Consider the following 20,504-nt stretch of genomic DNA (forward strand, 5'->3'; position numbering starts at 1 on the left):
AACATCGTTTGGCCAGAGGAGTATCATCACTTTTAAAGTTACCTGACTGGTTTTCACGCCAGATAAGCCCGGCGTACTTTGCCAATGCTTCTTGAGAGTTGAAAGCTTCAATATGGCCAATTTCTGCCAGGATACCAGCGGCCATAACAGGTCCAATTCCAGGGATGGATAAAAGGCTCTGATAGGCGTTAGGATCTAACCCTCGCAAGGTCTTCCATAGGCATTTTAAGGATTTCCTCGCGGGTCCGTAGGGGGCGCAGGCCCGGCGCCCCGCCAGAACATCATCTCCGCCGGAAACTCGATAACAGCCGTAGGGGCGAACCAAGGCCGGCAAAGCCGTGCCGCCCGGTTCGCCCGCTCACGCCGGGGGGGCCGTCCCGGCCGCCGGTGGGGCCTGTATCCCCGCATACAACGTATCCAAGGACACCCCCCAGCAGGAAAAAAACTGAAAAGTATGATATAATGGGCCCATGATGCTTTGGCAGAGGAGCGAGAGCCTAAAAGAGGGGAAAAATATGCAGAAACCACTTGGAGCAAAAAAGAATAGAGAGGCTCATGATTCCAGACTTCATGGAATGACCCTGGAACAATGGAAAATTTTGTACCGGATTTTTTCTCGTTTTCAAAATGAACTCTTATGGGTAAAGCTTTTTGGATCCCGTGCCAGGGGAGATTACAAAGAAACATCGGATGTGGATCTGGCGATTGCCAGCAAAGAGGACATCCGTACCCCTATGCAGGCGGCATTGGACGAAAGCCAGTTGCCCTATACGTTTGATTTAATCGACTATACGAACCAATCCAACAAAAAACTGCAGGAATCCATTGACAGAGAAGGAATCGTGCTTTGGAAAACGAACCAGGAGGGGAGTCCGATTATGGCCAAAGAACAAATCACCTTAAAATGGGAAGAATACCATAAAGCATTGGGCAGACTGAAAATTGCCTTGCAAAAAGAGCCTGATGCAGATGGTATTTATCTGGATGCAACCATACAGCGGTTTGAATTTACCTTCGAACTGGGCTGGAAACTCCTGAAAACCATCCTGGATTTCGAAGGGGTGGAGGTGGCCAGCCCCCGGAGCGCTATCCGGGAAGCCTGGAAAATGCATCTGATCCGGGATGCGGAAAAATGGCTGGACATGCAGCAGAAACGGAACCTGACAGCCCACACCTACAACGAATCCACCGCAAAGGAAATCTATGGGCTGATCAAAAACGAGTATATCGGATTGCTGGAAGCGTTGGACCAGGAGATGGAAGGGAAAGAGTTGTAAGGGATTGCAGGCCCGGCTGTTATACCTTAAATCCGTCCAAAACCGGGATCCATTGCGGGTCCGTAGGGGGCGCAGGCCCGGCGCCCCGCCAGAACACCGTCCCCGCCGGAAACCCGATAACAATTGCAGGGGCAAATCAAGGCCGGGGCATTTGGCTTCCTTCATTCAGTGGACAATCCCTCCTGAATTGATTATAATTACAAATGCGGTTAGTCTCACGTAAGAACCACAGGCTGTCGCCCCGGCGGCAGCTTTTCTTCACGCTTGAATTTACTTACAGGGGGAATTTGGATTTATGCTTTTAAAAGATTTGCGGATCGGGGAATCTGCAGTCGTTGCCAAAATCGAACTGCCGTTCCAGATCGAACGGCGGCTCCAGGCCCTGGGGATGACCCTGGGGACCCGGATTCATGTGCTGAACCGGAAGGGAAAGGGCATTATGGTGATCCTGCTCCGGGGCACCCGGTTTGCTTTGGGCTTCAATATGACCCGGAATATTACGGTGGACAAAGTGGAGGTGGACCATGACTGACATGCAGCAGCCTGAAAAGCATCTCCACGATGCAAAAAATCTCACCATCGGCTTCATCGGCAACCCCAACTGCGGGAAGACCACCCTGTTCAACGCCTTTACCGGCGCCAACCTGAAGGTGGCCAACTGGCCCGGAGTAACGGTGGAGAAGGTGGAAGGGGCCATCCGGCGCCACAACATGAACATTCATCTGGTGGACCTGCCCGGCACCTACAGCCTCACTTCCTATACCATGGAAGAAATCGTGTCCCGGGACTTCATCCTCAGCGATGAAGTGGACGTAATCATCAACGTGGTGGATGCCTCCGCCCTGGAACGGAGCCTGTACCTGACCCTCCAGCTGCTGGAACTGGGAAAGCCGGTGGTCATGGCCCTGAACATGATGGATATCGTGGAAAAACGGGGGATGGAAATCGACCTGCACCGGCTGCCGGAAATGCTGGGGATCCCGGTGATCCCCGTTTCCGCCCGGAAGCGCCGGGGGCTGGATGTGCTGCTCCATGCGGCCATCCATCACCGGGACGCCAAACACACGGACCCTCTGATCCACGACCACAAGGCAGTAGGGGCCCATCGGCTGGACCACAAAATGTACGCCATGGTCTATTCCGACCCCATCGAAGACCGGATCGACCAATTGATTGCGGAACTGGAAGATAAATATCCGGACATCATCAATCCTCGGTGGCATGCCATCAAGCTGCTGGAACAGGACCAGGAAGTGCTGAAAAAACACCCGGTGGACCGGCCGGATATCCTGGACCAGAACTACGAAACCCGGATCATCCGGGAAAAATATGATTTCATTGAAGAAATCATCCACGAAGTGCTGCTCCACAAGGAAGAAAGCGACAAGCTGACGGACCGGCTGGACAAGGTGCTGACGGACCGGTTCTGGGGGATCCCCGTGTTCCTGCTGATCATGGCGGTGGTGTTCTTCCTGACCTTTACCGTAGGGGACTGGCTGAAGGGGTATATGGAAGACTTCATCGGCTGGTTCGGAGACGGACTGGAAGGGCTGCTCACCGCCTGGTCCGTCAGCGATGCCCTGAAATCCCTGATCATCGACGGGGTCCTGGGGGGCGTGGGGACCATTGTCACCTTCCTGCCCAATATCCTGATCCTGTTTTTGACCCTGGGTTTCCTGGAAGATTCCGGGTATATGGCCCGGGTGGCCTATGTAATGGAAGACGTGATGAGCCGTCTGGGGCTGTCGGGGAAGGCCTTCATCCCCATGCTCCTGGGCTTTGGGTGCACGGTGCCGGCTGTGATGGCATCCCGTGCCCTGGAACACAAGCGGGACCGGTACAAGGTGATGCTGGTGACGCCTTTTATGAGCTGCAACGCCCGGCTCACCATCTATATCCTGTTTGCAGAGATGTTCTTCGGCAGCCATGCCATGGTAGTGGCCTATTCCATGTACCTGATCGGCCTTTTGGTGGCCATCCTGGTGGCTCTGGTGCTCCATGGCATTGAAAAGGCCCAGCACCGCCAGACGGAAGACTTCCTGCTCATCGAGCTGCCGGAATACAAGCTGCCGGATATGCATACTGTGGGCATTTACATGTGGGAAAAGGTGAAGAGTTACCTGGAAAAGGCCGGGACCACCATTTTCGTGGCCACCATCCTGATCTGGTTCCTGCTGAACTTCGGCCCCAGCGGCTACACCACCGATGCAGGAGAAAGCTTCGGCGCCATTATGGGCCATGTGCTGGTGCCGGTGTTCCGGCCCATCGGCCTGGGCTTCTGGCAGATCTGTCTGGCTCTTCTGGCCGGGATTTCCGCCAAGGAAGTGGTGGTATCCAGCTGTGCCGTACTCTTTGGCATCACCAACGCCAGCAGCGGGGCCGGCATGGCGGAATTTGCCGCCGACCTGGAATCCATCGGCTTTACCAGCATCAACGCAGTCTGCCTGATGATCTTCTGCCTGCTGTACGTGCCCTGTGCGGCGGCCCTGGCTACCATCCACAAGGAAAGCGGCAGCTGGAAATGGACGGCTTTTGAAGCCTTCTTCCAGCTGGCAACGGCCTGGATCGTTACCTTTGTGGCCTACCATCTGCTGAGCATTTTGTAAACAAATAAACAGTTATTGAATTATAAGCAAGAGAAAGAAGAAAAATTCCCCTTTCTCTTGCTTATTTTTTCGGTTTGTGGTATAAATAAGTCAGAAAAACAATTAAACGATTATTTAATCGTTAGGCGAGAGCAAGGAGGAAGAATCATGAAAAAGAGTTATAAAGTGGAAGTGGACTGTGCCAACTGTGCGGCCAAGATGGAAGAAGCGGTGAAGGCCACTCCGGGAGTCCAGGATGCGGTGCTGAACTTCATGTTGCTGAAGCTGAAGGTGACCTTTGCAGAGGGGGCGGATCCGGCGGAAGTCATGGGCCGCTGCCAGGCGGCTGTGGCCAAACTGGATGACGATTTCAAGATTTACTGTTAAAGAATGGCTGAATGGATACCGGAGGGGATGGGACCATGGAACAGGAAAATAAAATTATGATCGGCCGGATCGCCGCCGCCTTTGTGCTGACGGTGGCCGGGGCCTTTCTGCCGGATGCCTGGAGCGGGGAAGGGGTGACCCTGGAATACCGCTTTCTCCACCTGTTGCCCTATCTGGCGGCCTATCTGACCGTGGCCTGGGACATCCTGCTGAAGGCGGCGAAAAATATCCGGAAGGGTCAGGTGCTGGATGAGAACTTCCTGATGGCGGTGGCCAGCCTGGGGGCCTTCGGTCTGGGCATCTACCAGAACGGGGACTATGCGGAAGCGGTGGCCGTCATGCTGTTCTACCAGGTGGGGGAACTGTTCGAAGACTATGCCGTGGACAAAAGCCGCCGGAACATCAGCGAACTGATGGATATCCGGCCGGATTATGCCAATGTGGAGCGGGACGGGAAACTGGTCCGGGTGGATCCGGATGATGTGGCCATCGGCACCCGGATCATCGTCCAGCCCGGGGAAAAAGTCCCCATTGACGGCCGGGTGGTGGAAGGCCGGTCCAGTCTGGATACGGCGGCTCTCACCGGGGAAAGCCTGCCCCGGGAAGCGGCCCCCGGGGATGAAGTGATCAGCGGCTGCATCAACCTCAGCGGGGTGCTGACCATAGAGACCACCAAAGAGTTCGGGGAATCCACCGTATCCAGGATACTGGATCTGGTGGAAGACGCCAGCTCCCGGAAAGCAAAATCTGAAGTGTTCATCACCAAATTCGCCCGGGTCTATACCCCGGCGGTATGCAGCGCGGCACTGGCCCTGTTCCTGCTGCCTCCTCTGGTGCGGATGGCCCTGGGCATGGCGCCTCTGTGGCACATGTGGCTGTACCGGAGCCTGCTGTTTTTGGTGGTCAGCTGTCCCTGCGCCCTGGTGCTGTCCATTCCTCTCAGCTTCTTTGCGGGGATCGGGGGCGCCAGCCGGCGGGGGATCCTGATCAAGGGATCCAACTATATGGAAACCCTGGCCCATACGGCCTATGTGGTGATGGACAAGACCGGGACCCTGACCCAGGGGGTGTTTGAAGTTTCCGCCGTCCATCACAACAAACTGGAAGAAAAAAAAGTGCTGGAAATGGCGGCCCTGGCGGAATGTGCCTCCAGCCATCCCATCAGCAAAAGCCTCCAGCAGGCCTACGGCAAACCCATCGACCGGAGCCGGGTGACGGATATCCAGGAATACGGGGGCAAAGGGGTGGTGGCCCGGGTGGACGGCCATACCGTGGCCGCCGGGAACGCCAAACTCATGGAAATGCTCCACATTCCCTATGTGAACTGCCATATGGTGGGGACCCTGGTCCATGTGGCCATCGACGGGGCATACCATGGACACATCCTGATCGCCGACCGGATCAAGGACCATGCCGTGGAAGCCGTCCGGACCCTGAAAGCCAACGGGGTAAAGAAGGTGATCATGCTCACCGGGGATGAGAAACGGACGGCAGAAGCGGTGGCCAAAGAGCTGGGCATCGATGAAGTCCACAGCGAGCTGCTGCCCCAGGGAAAGGTGGAACAGGTGGAAGAGCTGATCCGCCGGAAAGAGCCCAAGGAGAAAGTGGCCTTTGTGGGGGACGGGATCAACGACGCCCCGGTGCTGTCCCTGGCGGATGTGGGGATTGCCATGGGGGCCCTGGGCAGCGATGCGGCCATTGAAGCGGCGGATGTGGTGCTGATGGACGATGATCCCCTGAAAATCAGCAAAGCCATCCGGATCGCCCGGAAATGCGTGGGCATCGTGTACCAGAACATCGTTTTCGCCATCGGCATCAAAGGCATCAGCCTGGTGTTGGGGGCCCTGGGCTTCATCAACATGTGGTTCGCCATCTTCGCCGATACCGGAGTCCTGATCCTCTGCGTGCTGAATTCCATGCGGTGTCTGTTTGGGGGGAGAAAATAAATGGGGGCTGTTGCACACGCAACAGCCCCCAATCCTCTATTCCACCCCCGCTCCCAGTTGGAATGCTTGCTGGTTGGTGGGGATATGGTCCATATCCATGTCGTCCGTATGGGTCAGCACCACTTTTCCCAGATTGGTCCATTCCAGCCGTTTCATCAGGTAATCAAAATGGTCCAGGATGGGCTGGGGATGGCTGCCGCCAACGGCCACCAGGAGAGCCCCGCTTTTGCCGTTCCCATGCAGCTGGTCGTCCCTGCCTTCTGCCAGAGCCCAGAGACGGTCCATGGCATTTTTCAGCAGACCGCTGTAGGTCCAGAAAAACAGGAGAGTGGCAAAGACAATCACGTCTGATTCCCGGTAGGTGTCATAGATCCGGTCCATGTCATCGGACTGGGTGCAGGGCCTGGCCGTATCCCTGCCCCCGTGGAGACAGCCCACACAGGGGTGGATGTCCATGGCCCGCAGGGGGAACACGGTGACTTCATGGCCCCGGGATTCCGCCCCGGCCTTGAAGGAACGGATCAGGGAATCGGTGAACCCATGGGGACGGAAAGAACCGTTCAATACCATTATTTTCGTCATGACAGTGGCAATGCTCCTTTGTATCGTGTTTTCTCATCAATTGTACTATCCATTATAACAATACCGGAACTCTTTTTGAATGGGGGGATTTGCACCCTTATTTCCCTTGTGTTATCCTTAATGGGTGAGGAGGGAGCACCATGAACAGGAAAAAGAGAACCGGGCAGATCCTTTTGCTGGCCTGTATCCTGGCTCTGGGCAGCGGGACCTGGGGCTGTGCCCAGGGAACGGGCCGCCAAGTCGTTTCTCCCGGGCAGGGAACGGCGGTACAGGAAAAACAGTCTCCTGAAAAACCGGCCATGGAATCCAGGCCCATTGCTTTTACGGACCGGCGGCGCCGGCTGATCCGGGAATATGCCCGGATCCACTATGGCCGGGAGATGGAAACCATTGTGCCCCAGGCGGTGGTGGTCCACTGGACCGCATCTGATTCCCGGGACGGGGTGTACCGGTACTTTTACAACGAAGAGAATCCCCATCTCCGGAACGGGACTCTGAATGTGGCTTCTCATTTTCTGGTGGACCGGGACGGGACCATCTGGCAGCTGACCCCGGAAACGGCGCTGAACCGCCATGCCATCGGACTGAACTGGTGCGCCATCGGCATCGAGAACGTGGGCGGAGTGGACGGCCGGGAAGACCTGACCCGGGCCCAGCTGGAAGCCAATGTGAATTTGATCCGGTATCTTCGGGGGAAATATCCCACCATCCAGTGGGTGCTGGGCCATTATCAGCAGGACCAGGCCCGGCATACGTCTTTGTGGAAAGAGAATGTACCGGGCTATTATCATGGCAAGACGGATCCGGGACCCCGTTTTATGGCGGGGCTGAAGGAACAGCTTGCCGGAGAAGGAGTGAAGTTCTTTTGAAACCATGGAACAAGGGAATTGGCCTGCTGCTGGCAGGCCTTCTGCTGCTGCCCGGAGGGGTGCTGCCCCGGACGGCGTGGGCTACTGCTCCGGCTGCCCCATCTGCCAGAGCCGCCCTGAGCCCCCGGATGCAGAAAATCGGGAAGATCATCCAGGGGGCCGGGCCCGCCCAGGTTTATTTCACGGATCTGGGCACCAATCAGAGCCTCTATCGGGGCAGCAGCACCCTGCCTTCTGCCAGCATGATCAAGGTCTTCATCCTGGCCAGGGCCTATGAGGATCTCCGGAACGGCAGCCTGAGCCGGAAGGAAACCTTCACCCTCACCCCGGAAAATGTGGTGGGCGGGGCAGGGGTCCTCCAGGGACGGCCTTATGGCACGAAAGTCCCCCTCCAGGAAGCCCTGGACCTGATGATCACTGAAAGCGACAATACCGCCGCCAACCTGCTCATCGACCGGCTGGGCATGGACCGGATCAATTCGTACCTGCAGAGCCACGGGTACAGCCACAGCGTCCTGCGCCGGAAGATGATGGATACGAAAGCCATGGAGGAAGGACGGGAAAACATGACCAGTACCCGGGATGTGGCCCTGCTGTTCAAGCGGCTGTACCGGGGAAACTGTGTGGGACCGGCCCAGGACCGGGAAATGCTGGAGATTTACAAACGGCAGACCGACAACGACAGCATCCCCGGAGACCTGCCCCAGGGAACGGTGGTGGCTCACAAAACCGGAGAAGTCAGCGATGTGCGCCACGACGGGGGCATCGTCTATACCCCCAAAGGCTCCTATGTGCTGGTGATCTTCACCCGGAACTATACCCCTTACGAAACCATGGCCGGATTGTCGGAGAAGATCTATCAGGCGTTTGTGGAATAACGGGGAGTGTGAATTTTTCACACCCCCCGTTTTTATTTGCACATCCCTTTGTTGTCTGAGAAACGTTCCTTCAGCATCCGGTTGATTTCGGCTCTGTCTTTTCCCTGCTTTTCCATCTGCTTGATCAGCTTGTAGGCATGGAACAGGGGGGACGGGGCGATTTCAGAACTGAAGAAGCCGATGCCCATGTTCCAGGCCAGTTGTTCGAACACATCGTCCAGGGCTCTGGAATCCAGGCCATTGGCATAGGCTTTCAGCAATTCCCGCATGGCCTGCCGCATCCGTCCGGCACCCACCGCATTGGCCAGGGAAAGCAGGAGCCGGATGTTGTACGCCAGATACCGTTTTTCGCTTTTCCAGGTCATATCCCAGAATTCCACCGCCAGTTCTCCCAGCTTTTCATCGATCAGCGGGTAATTGGTGATCACCGCCGGCCGTTCCGGTGCGTCGTCTCCGTTTCCTTTTGCCTGGGCCCGGTAGAAATACGCGTGGTATTCGTGATCCGCTTTTTTCTCCGTATCATGCACGTAGCCCAGCATTTCCATCACTTCATAGAGGGGAATGGGTTCAAAGGATTGGATCACTTCCAGCCCTTCTCCCACAGGAAGCTTCGCCGCCTGGTTTTTCAGCCCTTCCAGGAAATTGCCCGCAATGCCCCGCACATCGATTTTTTTGAAGCCGCCAACTTTCTCTTTCCATTCCATATTTTTCATATCCGTTTGCCCCTTTCGTTTGTTCTGTTATCTGCAGTCACCATAGGTGTTTTGGTTGGCTCTTTCGTCTTTCTGGAATCAATATAGCATGGCAGGGAAAACAAGTATGTTGGCAATACAACGGACGAAAGATTCTCCCAAAGTCCACAGTCCGGGACAGCATCCAGCCGGGTCTCAAAAAGATTTGGGAAGTTGATCTATGCCATGAACTGCAAAGAAGAGGATATGGAAAAATTCCATTATCCGGAGCTGTTGGGAACCTGGGGGAAAACCATGGACCTGGTTTATGGATACAACGAAGTCCAGTACTGCTGCAATACCTATCAATACAATGATTATTCCCGTTACCGGCAGAACCTTTTTGATGGAGCGGACAAGAAGCGGCAGAGGGAGGAAGTCTTTCCCCAGGACCTGAAAAAGTCCTGTGACCTGGGGATGCGACTGACCCGGATGGCGAAGGAAGCCAGCAAAGCTGGCTTTGAACAACGGAAACCGTTATATAAATCGTTTCTGTAGGGGCGGCAGGCCCGGCCGCCCGCCAAATCAGCCGTTGACCATGTGTTGTGCGGGGCGCCGGGCCTGCGCCCCTACGGTCTTTCTTTTTTATTTCAAAATCAATTTGCAAAATTGATTTCCTTAACGACCAACGATGAACGATGAACGATGGACCTGCAGGTTCGTCGGTCTGCCTTCTTTCTCCCTCTATTTTCAAAAAGTTTAACTTTTTTCGCTCTCCTGTACTGTATACTATGGATAGACAATACAGCACGGGGGGCGGTTTTTTATGTTTGAAGGCAGAATCCGGGAGGTGGGGCGGCCGGACCGGATCCCTTCCTATTTCGGACAGGAAAAGGCCGTGCTGCTGGTGGTAACGGTCACCGGCATCCTCTACAACCTGGGCATGGGAGCCGGGCCCTATTTCGAAGGCCAGCTGGCCCAGTGCCTCTACGACATTTACCAGGGGGAAGCCACTGCCGGGGACATGGCCCGTCTGGCGGCGCTCTATGTGGGAGTGATCTTCCTGGTCCAGCTGGCCCGGGCGGGGAAGCGGTACAGTGTGCGGCTCTTTGCCAACCGGGTGAGCCGGACCATGCGCCATACCCTCTACCACAGCCTGGTGCGGCTGGACGCCCATGCCCTCCAGCAGGAAAACCTGGGGAACCTGATGACCAAGGCCATGGGGGACGTGGACGCCTGTGCGGAAGGGATGCGGAAATTCACCACGGAGGTGTTCGATACCGGGGTGGTGATGGTGGTGTACCTGTCCCTGCTGCTGGCCTATGACTGGCGGCTGACCCTGCTGGCCTGTCTGTTCACTCCGGCGGCCTACTGGATCGCCAACCGGCTGAAGAAACAGGTGGCCCGGGCCAATGGGGTTTACAAGGCCACGGAAGCCCGGCTGAACACCCTGACCCTGGACCGGGTGAGCCACGCCCTGACCTACCGGATCTACGGCCAGGAAAGCCGTCGGGATGCCGCTTACGAAACCCAGCTCACCGCCTACGAAAAGGCCAGTGCCCGGGCCAATATCTTCGAAGGGGCCCTGGGGCCTTTGTATGACGCCATTGCCATGGCCGGCACCGGGATGATCTTCTGGTTCGGGGCGAAAAACGTCCAGGGCACCGGCTGGGAAGTGTGGAACATCGCCAGCTTCACCACCTTCCTGGCCTGCTTCACCAAACTGGCGGTGAAGACCAGCCATGCGGCCAAGTTGTTCAATGCGGTCCAGAAGGCCCAGGTTTCCTGGCAGCGGATCAAACCCCTGCTCCGGCAGGCGGCACCGGAACAGGAGGAACAGCTCCTGGGTCCGGTGGAACCGGTGACCCTGGAAATCCGGGATCTGTCCTGCCATTATCCGGGCCAGGAGAATGGCCTGGAAGGGATTTCCTTTACCGCCCGTCCCGGGGATATCATCGGCATTACGGGCCCGGTGGCCTGCGGGAAGAGCCTTTTGGGGAAGGTGTTCCTGGATGAGGTGCCCTGGACCGGCTCCATCCGGTGCAATGGACGGGATTTTTCCGCCCTGGACGGGCTGCAGCGCCGGAGCCTGATTTCCTATCTGGGCCACGATCCGGAACTGCTGACCACCTCCATCGGAGAAAACATCCGGATGGGAGACCCGGTGGAGGTGGAAAAATTCCTGGCCATGACCAACCTGGCAGGGGAAGTGGCCGCCATGCCCCAGGGAGCGGATACCCCGGTGGGCAGCGGCGGCACCCGGCTTTCCGGGGGTCAGCAGGCCCGGATTGCCCTGGCCCGGACCCTGGCCCATGCCCGGTCCATCCTGGTGCTGGACGATCCCTTTGCGGCGGTGGACCGGAAGGGGGAGACGAAGATCCTGGATGCCATGAGAAAGACCTTTCCGGACCGGGTGATCCTGCTGATTTCCCATCGGCTCACCCATTTTCCGGAATTTACCGGGGTATTGTTCCTGGAAAAGGGCCGGGGAAAGTTCGGTACCCATGACCAGCTGCTGCAGGAAGAGCCCGGCTATGCCCGACTGGTGCAGCTCCAGCAGGAAGGAGTGGATCTGGATGAACAATGAGAATCCTGTATGGAAAAGTGTCAAAGGCACCCTCCAGGCCCATCCCCGGACCTGGGCCCTGGTGGCCGTCCTGGTGGTCCTTTCGGTGACCACCTCCCTGCTGCCGCCCCTGGTACTGGAAAAAGCGGTGGACAGCCTGACGGAAGGCCGAGGGATCCCCTGGCAGCTGTGGGCTCTCTACATCGGGCTCATCGTCCTGTCGGACTGCTGTGAAACAGCCCAGAACGGGGCCATCACCCTGTTCGGCCAGAAGGTGACCCACGGGCTCCGGTCCACCCTGTGCGCCAAGCTGGACCGGCTGCCGGCCCGGTACTTTACCGGCCATCCCAGCGGTCAGACCGCTTCAGTGTTCGTCAACGACGGGGACACCATCGATGCTCTGTATTCTGACGGAATCGTGGGGATGCTGGCGGACGCCTGCAAACTGCTGGGGATTTTGGGGATCCTGTGGAGCCGGAGCCGGGGCCTGTTCGCCATCCTGTGCCTGGTGCTGCCCCTGCTGTTTATGCTCACCCGGCATTTCCAGCGGGGGACCCTGGCGGCCCAGCGGGAAAACCGGCGGGCCATCGGACGGGTGAACAGCCATGTGCCGGAGACCATCCGAAACATCCGGACCATCCACACCCTGGGGAAGGAACCGTATATGGAAGACCGGTACGATTCCCTGATCACCGACAGCTTCCGGGCCATCAACCGGGCCAATGTGTTCGACGGGATCTATTCTCCCATCATCCTGGTGACCCAGGCGGCAGTGGTGGCGGTGATCATGGTGGGAGCCTCCCAGGGGCCTGCCTGGGCGGATCTGTTCGGTCTTTCCGTTGGGTCTGCCGTGGCGGTGATCGCTTATGTGGGGAAGATCTTCGGTCCCCTGGAAAGCATCGGCATGGAAATCCAGAGCATCCAGAGCGCCATGGCCGGGATCCAGCACATCGGGGAATTCCTGGATGAACCGGAACGGGAACCGGTTTCCGCCAGTCCCCTGCCGGAAGAACTGCGGCAAAAGGCGGTGGCTTTTTCCCATGTGACTTTCGGGTACGATCCGGCCCGGCCCATCCTCCGGGACTTTTCCTGCAGCCTGGAACCCGGGGAACAGGCCATCCTCATGGGGCCCAGCGGCTGCGGGAAAAGCACCCTGTTCAAGCTGCTGCTGGGGATGTACAGTCCCTGGCAGGGAAATGTGGCTCTTTTGGGACACCGGGCCGGGACCATCCCGGAAGGGGAGAAACGCAGTCTGTACGGCTGTGTGGAACAGGAGTTTTCCATTGTTCCCGGAACGGTGGCGGACCAGGTGACCCTGGGGGACGGTTCGGTGACTCCGGAACAGGTGGACCGGGCCCTGGCCCTGGTGGGACTGAAGGAAACCGTGGACCGGATGCCCCAGGGGAAGGAAACCCCCATGGGGGACGAACTGTTCTCCCAGGGAGAACTCCAGCTGCTGAACATTGCCCGGGCGGTGGCCAGGGAACCCCGGCTGCTCCTTCTGGACGAAATCACCGCCAACCTGGACAGCCAGACGGAAGCCCGGGTGCTGGAAGCCCTGGAACGGGCCGCCCGGGGCCGCACGGTGCTCAGCATCTCCCACCGGTTCTCCCGGATGATGGCAGGGCAGAGGATCGTGAGGATGGGGTGATTGGTTGTCAACGGCCAGTGACCAGTGACCGGCAAAGGGGCTGTGAAAAAATGAGAAATCATTTTTTCACAGCCCCTTTTTTTCAATATCCCAACTTCTTCTTCAGTTCTTCCATATCCTTTTCCGACAGGAAGGGACGGATCACATCCAGGTAATAGTCCGCTTCCTGTTCTCTGCCCGCCTTGTGGCAGGCCTGGGCTCCGCCGGCGGCCAGCCGGAGCACTTCCGGATTGGGGCCCAGGGGGATGTCTTCCTTCTGGGTGAAGGCGGTGAGTTCTTCCCGGGTGGCCGGCGCCAGTTCATCTCCCAGCTTCTGGGCGATGGTTTCCAGCTGGCCCTTTACGGCCCCTTCCTCCCCGTAGTTCAGGCTCAGCAGGAAGGCGTACCGGGCACCCTGCCAGTTGCCCTTGTGGAGCAGCCGTTCCCCTTCGTTCCGGTAGCACCGGGCCAGGTCGGCAGGGCGGAAAGCCTGCCGGAAGGCATCCCGGTTCACCCGTCCGAAACCGTCCCAGTCCTTTTCTTCCCGGAGCACAGACAGATAGCAGAACCGCACCGGGGCACTGGTGGGATCCCAGCGGAGTCCCTTTTCCAGGGCTTTCCGGGCCGCTTTGGTCTGGCCCTGGGCCAGTTCCAGTTCGCCCAGCAGCAGGTAGAGCAGATGGAAGGGGAAAGGAGCCTGCTGGACGGCCTTTCTGGGCTGGTAAAACTGCTGGTACAGCACCATTTCCATAGGCTCCGCAAAGGAACGGAATTCCACTTCCGAATCCGGCTGGAACAGGGCGGAATGCTCCGCCTCCCGGATATGGGGGGTGAGGATGGCCCGTGCCTTGTCATAATCCCCGGCGCCGGTGAGTTTCTGGGCTTCCGCCAGATCGGCCCGGAATTTTTCAAAGGCGTGGCTGAACATATCCGCAAAATGTTGCCGGCTCTCTTCCGGCATCAGCTTGTACAGCAGCTGGGTGCAGGCCCGGATGATTTCCCGGTGCAGGGGATGGTCCCGGTACAGCTCCATGCAGCCCTGCAGATATTTGATGTCTTTCTGGGAGTTCCCGGTCAGGTTCTCCCGGATGGATTTCAGGATGGATTCCAGTTCTTCCATGATTCTTCCTCCGATTCATTGCAGTTTGTATTCTATTATACAGCCCTTGCCCCCTTCCTTCAACTGTGCTATAATAGTTCCATTCAATTCCATACCTTGCCATGAACAGGAGAGTACTCATTTCCGGAGGTCACAGAGAGTGGGGAGCAGGTGGGAGCCCCATACGGAAAGAAACGGGGAAGTTCACCTGGGAGCAACCGGACTGAACGGAGTAGGTCCGGCGCCGGCCCCGTTATCGGCCAGATGAGTGAAAAAATAGGGTGGTACCGCGAACCTTCGCCCCTTGTGGGGACGGAGGTTCTATTTTTTTAGGAGGCGTGAACATGAGCGATAAACTGCAGGAACTGCGGGAGAAGATCCAGAAGGATCTCAGTCAAGTCAAAAGTGTGGAAGATCTGAAGAACATCCGGGTCCAGTACCTGGGCAAGAAGGGGGCCCTGACCTCCATTCTCCGGAGCCTGGGAGACGTGGCGGCGGAAGAACGGCCGAAGATCGGCAAAATGGTCAACGAAGTCCGGGCCAAGATGGAACAGCGGATCAACGAACAGATGAAGCTGCTGGAAGCCCATCAGATGGAAGAAAAACTGGCCAGTGAAACCCTGGATTTCACCCTGCCGGGACGGAAACCGGCCCTGGGCCATCTCCATCCGGTGACCCAGACCCTGCGGGACATCAAGAAAGTGTTCATGCGCATGGGGTTCGAAGTGGTGGAAGGCCCGGAAATCGAAACGGACTATTTCAACTTTGAAGCCCTGAACCTGCCCAAGGACCATCCGGCCCGGGATATGCAGGATACCTTCTACATCACCGATGACATCCTGCTCCGGACCCAGACTTCCGGGGTACAGGCCCGTACCATGCAGAGCCGGGAACCCAACACCCCCATCCGGATGATCTGCCCGGGCACCGTGTACCGGAACGACTACGATGCCACCCATTCTCCCATGTTCCATCAGGTGGAAGGCCTGGTGGTGGACAAGGATATTTCCCTGGCGGACCTGAAAGGGACCCTGGAACTGTTCTGCAAGGAGATGTTCGGGGACAGCGTGAAGATCCGGCTGCGGCCCAGCTTCTTCCCCTTCACGGAACCCTCCTGCGAAGTGGATATCAGCTGCGTCATGTGCGGGGGCAAGGGCTGCCGGGTGTGCAAGAACTCCGGCTGGCTGGAAATCCTGGGGGCCGGGATGGTGCATCCCAACGTGCTGCGGATGAGCGGCTACGATCCGGACAAAATGAAGGGCTTTGCCTTCGGGATGGGCGTGGAACGGATTGCCATGCTGCGGTACGGCATCGACGATCTCCGTCTGTTCTTCGAAAATGACCTGCGGTTCATCCGTCAATTCTGAGTGGGAGGCAAAGGACAATGTTAGCTTCTATTAATTGGTTGAAACAATATGTGGATATTCCCGTAACGCCGGAAGTGCTGGCGGACAAACTGACCCGGGTGGGCCTGGAAGTGGAACAGGTAATCCATCTGGGCGAAGGCCTGGAAGGGGTCATCACCGGGAAGGTGGCCCAGATCGAACGGCATCCCAATTCTGACCATCTGTGGATCTGCCAGATGGACCTGGGGCAGGGGGAACTGGTCCAGATCCTCACCGGGGCCCAGAACGTGCATCAGGGGGATATGGTACCGGTGGCCGTGGTGGGCTCCCATCTGCCCGGCGGCATGACCCTGAAGGCCGCCAAGATGCGGGGCCTGGATTCCAACGGCATGCTGTGCAGCGCCGGGGAACTGGGCATCGATGCCAAACTGCTGCTGCCGGAACAGCGGGACGGGATCTTCATCCTGCCGGAAAACACTCCCATCGGGGTGGACGTGAAGGAACTGCTGGGGCTGGATGATGTGGTGCTGGATATCGACCTGACCGCCAACCGCAGCGACTGCTTCAACATGCTGGGCCTGGCCCGGGAAACTGCCGCGGTGCTGGGACAAAGCCTGCGTCTGCCCAAACTGGCCACCCGGGACGAAGCGGCCGGCAGCGCAGCCGACTGCGCCAAGGTGGAAATCCAGTGCAAAGACCTGTGCACCCGGTTCGCCATGCGGATGGTGAAGGATATCCAGGTGACGGAATCTCCTGAATGGATGCAGAAACTGCTCCGAGCCGTGAACATCCGTCCCATCAACAATGTGGTGGACGTGACCAACTATGTGATGATGGAACTGGGCCAGCCCATGCATGCCTACGACTATGACACGGTGGCGGACCACACCTGGATCGTCCGCCGGGCCCAGGAAGGGGAGACCCTGGTGACCCTGGACGGCCAGAAACGGGACCTGAATCCCAACATGATCGTCATCGCCGACCCGGAAAAAGCCATTGGTCTGGGGGGCGTCATGGGCGGCCTGGCTACGGAAGTCACCGGCAAGACCGTGAACGTGATGCTGGAATCCGCCACCTTCTACGGCCCCAGCATCCGGCACACCTCCAAGGACCTGGGCCTGCGCAGTGAAGCTTCCCAGCGGTTCGAACGGGGGGTGGACACCATCCGGGACCACGATGCCCTGAACCGGGCTGTGCACCTGCTGGAAGAAATGGGCGCCTGCAAGGCCGTGGCCGGTGTGGTGGAAGACTACCCGGTACCCCAGGAACCGGTGAAGATCAAGGCCCTGCCGGAAGCCCTGCGCCGGCGGATCGGCACGGAAGAAATCACCGATGCAGAGATGCGCTCCATCCTGGAAGGGCTCCGGTTCGATGTGGAACCCCAGGCCGACGGAAGCTGGCTGGTCACCGTGCCCACCTGGCGGAACGACTGCACCTGCGATGCGGACCTGTCTGAAGAAGTGGCCCGGATGTACGGCTACGACAAGATCCCGTCCACCCTGCCCCAGCTGGATATGGCCCGGGGCGGCCAGGCTCCCATCGAGGACGTGAAGGACAAGGTACGGAACTGCCTGGCGGATGCGGGTCTGGACGAAGTGATGACCTACACCTTCATCAACGCCGGGGACTTTGACAAACTGGGACTGGGTGCCGACGACAGCCGCCGGCAGGCCATCCAGATCATCAACCCCATCAGCGACGATTTCCGCACCATGCGCACCACCCTGGTGCCCAGCCTGCTGAATACCGCCGCCTACAACCTGGCCCGGCAGAACGACCGGGTGGCCCTGTTCGAAGTGGGCCGGGTGTTCCTGCCCAAGGCTCTGCCCCTGACAGAACAGCCTGCGGAAAAGACCCGTCTGTGTGTGGTGCTGTCCGGCAAACGGAATGAACTGAACTGGACCGAAAGCAAGGACGCGGTGGACTTCTTCGACCTGAAAGGGGACCTGGAACTGGTGCTGGAAGTGCTCCAGGCCAGCGGCGTGACTTACGCCAAACCGGAAGAGAAGTTCCTCCATCCCGGCAAGAGCTGCACCGTGCTCCATGACGGGAAGGCCGTGGGCTTCATGGGGGCCCTCCATCCCCAGGTGCAGGACCGGTTCGGCCTCAGCGGGGAAACCTTCGTGCTGGAACTGGATCTGAGCAGCTTCGTGGAGGGGGCGGAACGGATTCCCCAGTTCACCCATATTCCCCAGTTCCCCAGCACCAGCCGGGATATTGCCGTGGTGGTGCCCCAGACCGTCAGCGCCGTTGACCTGATGGCGGAAATCCGCACCCAGGCCGGCCCGCTGCTGAAGGATGTGCGGCTGTTCGACGTGTACAGCGGCAAGCAGGTGAAAGCCGGGTGCAAGAGCGTGGCCTTCAGCCTGACCTTCCAGGATATTACCCGGACCCTCCAGGACAAGGAAATCAACGACATCATCAACCAGGTGGTGAAGAAAGTCCAGGAACGGTTCGAAGGGGAATTGAGAGAGTAAAAAGGGGTGTGAAAAAAACACACCCTCGGTCAACGGTCAGCTGACCGTTGACCACTTTTTTCAAAAAAACTGTTGACAAAAATCCCTATCTATCGTATACTAAACAAGTCAGCGGCGCTGGAAAGCAAAGCGACAACGGCCCAGTAGTTCAGTTGGTTAGAATGCCGCCCTGTCACGGCGGAGATCGTCGGTTCGAGTCCGTCCTGGGTCGCCAATGCGGAAGTAGCTCAGTGGTAGAGCATCACCTTGCCAAGGTGGGGGTCGCGAGTTCGAATCTCGTTTTCCGCTCCATAGGAGTATAGTTCAATGGTAGAGCAACGGTCTCCAAAACCGTCGATCTGGGTTCGAATCCTAGTACTCCTGCCAGTGAATTTGAAAGGACTTCCTGAAAGGGAAGTCCTTTTTCGTATATTCTGTCCCCCTTTTTACCCACCAACTCTTCTATAATGGAAGTAAGAAAAAGAAAGGTGGGACAATCATGAAAAAGATCTTCATTACCATTACCGGCTGCAACCATTATATGGGCTACGAGGTATTCTGGCGGAAAATGGAACTGGTGCTGAGGAAGGAACCGGACAACGAATATGATAAGGAAGCCATCCGGGTGGAACTGCCGGGCATCGGCAAAGTGGGCTATGTGGCCAACAGCCCCCACACCGTGCTGGGGGACACCTGCAGTGCAGGACGGATCTATGACAAAATCGGCAAAAAAGCCCATGCCAAGGTAGTGCTGGTCACCGGACGGGGCGTGGTAGCACAGGTGAAGAAGGAAAAGTGAAGAAGGAAGAGCGGGACGGCGGGAGCGCTTTTCCGTCTCGCGCCAGGCGTCTCACGTCTCACGCCAAAGGAGACCATCTGCCGGGGGCAGATCTCCGTGGGTAAAGAAAAAGTCCAGGGTTTGTGTGCGGGGTTTCATAGGTAAGGCTCCTTTATACAACAGATACTTTTATTGTAGGGAAAAGGGGGATAAGAGTCAATGTTCCCCGGGCCTCCTTGACGAAATGAAGAAAATTTGTGATAATAGAATCAGAAAATGTTAAAAATGTTTAATTGTCAGAAATCTGAAACAATCAGGAGGTGCTTCAATGAGAGGATATGCCATGCTGAAAATCGGGGAATCGGGATGGATCGAAAAGGAGCGGCCGGTATGCGGCCCCCTGGATGCCATCTGCCGTCCCATTGCTGTAGCCATCTGTTCGTCCGACGTCCATACCCTGTGGGCCGGGGCCATCGGGGACCGGCACAATATGATCCTGGGCCACGAATGCTGCGCTGAAGTGGTGGAAGTGGGCAGCCTGGTGAAGGATTTCAAACCCGGTGACCGGGTGCTGGTGCCCGCCATTACTCCGGACTGGAGTTCCGAAGCGGCCCAGGCCGGATGGCAGCAGCATTCCGGCGGGATGCTGGGCGGCTGGAAGTTCTCCAACTATAAAGACGGGGTGTTTGCGGATTTCTTCCATGTGAACGATGCGGATGGGAACCTGGCCCATCTGCCGGAGGGGATGGACCCGGTGGATGCCTGCATTATGTCCGACATGGTTCCCACCGGCTTCCATGCGGTGGAACTGGCGGATGTCCAGTTCGGAGATACGGTGCTGGTCATCGGCATCGGTCCTGTGGGCCTGATGTCCGTCCGGGCCTGTGCCCTACGGGGAGCCAGCCGGATCATTGCCGTGGGGACCCGGCCGGTGTGCCGTCAGGTGGCCAGGGAATACGGAGCCGATGAATTCATCAGCTACAAGGAAGGCCCCATCTTCCAGCAGGTGCTGGATATGACCGGCGGCGCCGGGGTGGACCGGGTGTGCATTGCCGGGGGCACGGTGGATACCTTCAGCGAAGCCATCAAATGTCTGAAACCCGGGGGACGGATCGGCAACGTGAATTACCTGGGTTCCGGGGATTATGTGAAGATCCCCCGGGTGGAATGGGGCGCCGGGATGGCCAACAAGACCATTGCCGGAGGGCTTATGCCGGGGGGCCGGCTGCGCATGGAAAAACTTTCCAGCCTGGCCACCAGCGGGCGTCTGGATCTCCACAAGGAAGTCACCCATATCTTCCAGGGGAAGGAACATGTGGAAGAAGCACTGTTCATGATGCGGGACAAACCTGCCGATCTGATCAAACCGGTGGTCATCTGGTAAAAATGGAACAGGGGGGCGCTGCTTGATGGGCAGCAGCCCCCTTCTTTTTC

Annotated in this window: 17 protein-coding genes, 3 tRNA genes, 1 pseudogene and 1 other annotated feature; of the genes and pseudogenes, 17 read left to right on the forward strand and 4 right to left on the reverse strand. The window is 57.9% G+C overall.

Going from position 1 to position 20,504, the window contains the following annotated elements; all coding sequences use genetic code 11:
- Positions 1-7: 7 nt before the first annotated feature.
- Positions 8-175, reverse strand: a pseudogene (locus tag ACFER_RS11760) (transposase); the annotation flags it as partial.
- A 340-nt stretch (positions 176-515) separates the two neighbouring features.
- Here ACFER_RS11760 and ACFER_RS10815 point away from each other — a divergent pair.
- From ACFER_RS10815 to ACFER_RS04585, 5 genes are all read left to right on the forward strand, one after another.
- Positions 516-1,277: an HI0074 family nucleotidyltransferase substrate-binding subunit gene (locus ACFER_RS10815; protein ID WP_012938248.1), complete on the forward strand. Its 762-nt coding sequence runs from the start codon at positions 516-518 to the stop codon at positions 1,275-1,277.
- A 295-nt stretch (positions 1,278-1,572) separates the two neighbouring features.
- Complete coding sequence (locus ACFER_RS04570) at positions 1,573-1,809, forward strand: FeoA family protein (RefSeq protein WP_012938249.1); 237 nt, start codon at positions 1,573-1,575, stop codon at positions 1,807-1,809.
- Positions 1,802-3,883 carry a ferrous iron transport protein B gene (gene feoB, locus ACFER_RS04575; RefSeq protein ID WP_012938250.1) on the forward strand — a complete coding sequence of 694 codons (2,082 nt, stop codon included), beginning with the start codon at positions 1,802-1,804 and terminating at the stop codon, positions 3,881-3,883. Before ACFER_RS04570 ends, feoB begins: the two co-directional genes overlap by 8 nt.
- Before the next feature lie 147 nt (positions 3,884-4,030).
- Positions 4,031-4,249, forward strand: coding sequence for a cation transporter (locus ACFER_RS04580; RefSeq protein WP_012938251.1), 219 nt, complete (start codon positions 4,031-4,033; stop codon positions 4,247-4,249).
- A 35-nt stretch (positions 4,250-4,284) separates the two neighbouring features.
- Positions 4,285-6,195, forward strand: a complete 1,911-nt coding sequence (locus ACFER_RS04585) for a heavy metal translocating P-type ATPase (protein ID WP_012938252.1) — start codon at positions 4,285-4,287, stop codon at positions 6,193-6,195.
- A gap of 36 nt (positions 6,196-6,231) precedes the next feature.
- On the opposite strand, the gene ACFER_RS04590 is transcribed toward ACFER_RS04585, so the two are convergent.
- Positions 6,232-6,777: a flavodoxin family protein gene (locus ACFER_RS04590; protein ID WP_012938253.1), complete on the reverse strand. Its 546-nt coding sequence runs from the start codon at positions 6,775-6,777 to the stop codon at positions 6,232-6,234.
- A gap of 140 nt (positions 6,778-6,917) precedes the next feature.
- Between ACFER_RS04590 and ACFER_RS04595 the strand changes: the two genes are divergently transcribed.
- Together ACFER_RS04595 and ACFER_RS04600 are read left to right on the forward strand one after the other, a co-directional pair.
- Entirely contained in the window at positions 6,918-7,646 is a 729-nt protein-coding gene (locus tag ACFER_RS04595; RefSeq protein WP_012938254.1) for an N-acetylmuramoyl-L-alanine amidase, read from the forward strand.
- The gene (locus tag ACFER_RS04600) at positions 7,643-8,524 is read left to right on the forward strand and encodes a serine hydrolase (protein ID WP_012938255.1); all 882 of its coding nucleotides are present in this window, start codon (positions 7,643-7,645) and stop codon (positions 8,522-8,524) included. Before ACFER_RS04595 ends, ACFER_RS04600 begins: the two co-directional genes overlap by 4 nt.
- 32 nt (positions 8,525-8,556) lie before the next feature.
- Here the strand turns inward: ACFER_RS04600 and ACFER_RS04605 are convergent, their stop codons facing one another.
- Positions 8,557-9,237: a DUF2249 domain-containing protein gene (locus ACFER_RS04605; RefSeq protein ID WP_041666151.1), complete on the reverse strand. Its 681-nt coding sequence runs from the start codon at positions 9,235-9,237 to the stop codon at positions 8,557-8,559.
- A 204-nt stretch (positions 9,238-9,441) separates the two neighbouring features.
- Here ACFER_RS04605 and ACFER_RS04610 point away from each other — a divergent pair, with 204 nt between their 5' ends.
- From ACFER_RS04610 to ACFER_RS04620, 3 genes are all read left to right on the forward strand, one after another.
- Positions 9,442-9,753 (forward strand): hypothetical protein, encoded by a 312-nt coding sequence (locus ACFER_RS04610; RefSeq protein ID WP_148213923.1) that lies wholly within the window; start codon positions 9,442-9,444, stop codon positions 9,751-9,753.
- Positions 9,754-10,021: 268 nt separating this feature from the next.
- A complete protein-coding gene (locus ACFER_RS04615; protein ID WP_012938257.1) occupies positions 10,022-11,782 on the forward strand; it encodes an ABC transporter ATP-binding protein in 1,761 nt (586 codons plus the stop codon).
- Positions 11,772-13,412 carry an ABC transporter ATP-binding protein gene (locus ACFER_RS04620; RefSeq protein ID WP_012938258.1) on the forward strand — a complete coding sequence of 547 codons (1,641 nt, stop codon included), beginning with the start codon at positions 11,772-11,774 and terminating at the stop codon, positions 13,410-13,412. Before ACFER_RS04615 ends, ACFER_RS04620 begins: the two co-directional genes overlap by 11 nt.
- An 82-nt stretch (positions 13,413-13,494) precedes the next feature.
- On the opposite strand, the gene ACFER_RS04625 is transcribed toward ACFER_RS04620, so the two are convergent.
- A complete protein-coding gene (locus ACFER_RS04625) occupies positions 13,495-14,511 on the reverse strand; it encodes a hypothetical protein (protein WP_012938259.1) in 1,017 nt (338 codons plus the stop codon).
- 92 nt (positions 14,512-14,603) lie between these two features.
- Positions 14,604-14,798: a binding site (T-box leader), on the forward strand.
- Between the two features lie 36 nt (positions 14,799-14,834).
- Between ACFER_RS04625 and pheS the strand changes: the two genes are divergently transcribed.
- From pheS to ACFER_RS04660, 7 genes are all read left to right on the forward strand, one after another.
- Positions 14,835-15,857: a phenylalanine--tRNA ligase subunit alpha gene (gene pheS, locus ACFER_RS04630; RefSeq protein ID WP_012938260.1), complete on the forward strand. Its 1,023-nt coding sequence runs from the start codon at positions 14,835-14,837 to the stop codon at positions 15,855-15,857.
- Positions 15,858-15,874: 17 nt separating this feature from the next.
- Positions 15,875-18,313, forward strand: coding sequence for a phenylalanine--tRNA ligase subunit beta (gene pheT, locus ACFER_RS04635; RefSeq protein WP_012938261.1), 2,439 nt, complete (start codon positions 15,875-15,877; stop codon positions 18,311-18,313).
- A 137-nt stretch (positions 18,314-18,450) separates the two neighbouring features.
- A tRNA-Asp gene (locus ACFER_RS04640) sits at positions 18,451-18,527 on the forward strand.
- Positions 18,528-18,529: 2 nt separating this feature from the next.
- Positions 18,530-18,604 (forward strand) — tRNA-Gly (locus ACFER_RS04645).
- A 1-nt stretch (position 18,605) separates the two neighbouring features.
- Positions 18,606-18,679: transfer RNA gene (locus ACFER_RS04650), tRNA-Trp, on the forward strand.
- A 112-nt stretch (positions 18,680-18,791) separates the two neighbouring features.
- A complete protein-coding gene (locus tag ACFER_RS04655) occupies positions 18,792-19,091 on the forward strand; it encodes an HIRAN domain-containing protein (RefSeq protein WP_012938262.1) in 300 nt (99 codons plus the stop codon).
- A 307-nt stretch (positions 19,092-19,398) separates the two neighbouring features.
- Entirely contained in the window at positions 19,399-20,454 is a 1,056-nt protein-coding gene (locus tag ACFER_RS04660; protein WP_012938263.1) for an NAD(P)-dependent alcohol dehydrogenase, read from the forward strand.
- Positions 20,455-20,504: the final 50 nt, after the last annotated feature.

The sequence above is a fragment of the Acidaminococcus fermentans DSM 20731 genome (assembly GCF_000025305.1).
In the GTDB taxonomy this organism is placed as follows: Bacteria; Bacillota; Negativicutes; order Acidaminococcales; family Acidaminococcaceae; genus Acidaminococcus; species Acidaminococcus fermentans.

Bases quoted from the DNA above. Each gene is read 5' to 3' on its own strand.
- ACFER_RS04580 (WP_012938251.1), top strand. From the start codon at position 4,031: ATGAAAAAGAGTTATAAAGTGGAAGTGGACTGTGCCAACTGTGCGGCC.
- ACFER_RS04625 (WP_012938259.1), bottom strand. From the start codon at position 14,511: ATGGAAGAACTGGAATCCATCCTGAAATCCATCCGGGAGAACCTGACC.
- feoB (WP_012938250.1), top strand. From the start codon at position 1,802: ATGACTGACATGCAGCAGCCTGAAAAGCATCTCCACGATGCAAAAAAT.
- ACFER_RS04620 (WP_012938258.1), top strand. From the start codon at position 11,772: ATGAACAATGAGAATCCTGTATGGAAAAGTGTCAAAGGCACCCTCCAG.
- ACFER_RS04590 (WP_012938253.1), bottom strand. From the start codon at position 6,777: ATGACGAAAATAATGGTATTGAACGGTTCTTTCCGTCCCCATGGGTTC.
- ACFER_RS04605 (WP_041666151.1), bottom strand. From the start codon at position 9,237: ATGAAAAATATGGAATGGAAAGAGAAAGTTGGCGGCTTCAAAAAAATC.
- ACFER_RS04660 (WP_012938263.1), top strand. From the start codon at position 19,399: ATGAGAGGATATGCCATGCTGAAAATCGGGGAATCGGGATGGATCGAA.
- ACFER_RS04570 (WP_012938249.1), top strand. From the start codon at position 1,573: ATGCTTTTAAAAGATTTGCGGATCGGGGAATCTGCAGTCGTTGCCAAA.
- ACFER_RS04585 (WP_012938252.1), top strand. From the start codon at position 4,285: ATGGAACAGGAAAATAAAATTATGATCGGCCGGATCGCCGCCGCCTTT.
- ACFER_RS04615 (WP_012938257.1), top strand. From the start codon at position 10,022: ATGTTTGAAGGCAGAATCCGGGAGGTGGGGCGGCCGGACCGGATCCCT.
- pheT (WP_012938261.1), top strand. From the start codon at position 15,875: ATGTTAGCTTCTATTAATTGGTTGAAACAATATGTGGATATTCCCGTA.
- ACFER_RS04595 (WP_012938254.1), top strand. From the start codon at position 6,918: ATGAACAGGAAAAAGAGAACCGGGCAGATCCTTTTGCTGGCCTGTATC.
- ACFER_RS04610 (WP_148213923.1), top strand. From the start codon at position 9,442: ATGAACTGCAAAGAAGAGGATATGGAAAAATTCCATTATCCGGAGCTG.
- pheS (WP_012938260.1), top strand. From the start codon at position 14,835: ATGAGCGATAAACTGCAGGAACTGCGGGAGAAGATCCAGAAGGATCTC.
- ACFER_RS04655 (WP_012938262.1), top strand. From the start codon at position 18,792: ATGAAAAAGATCTTCATTACCATTACCGGCTGCAACCATTATATGGGC.
- ACFER_RS10815 (WP_012938248.1), top strand. From the start codon at position 516: ATGCAGAAACCACTTGGAGCAAAAAAGAATAGAGAGGCTCATGATTCC.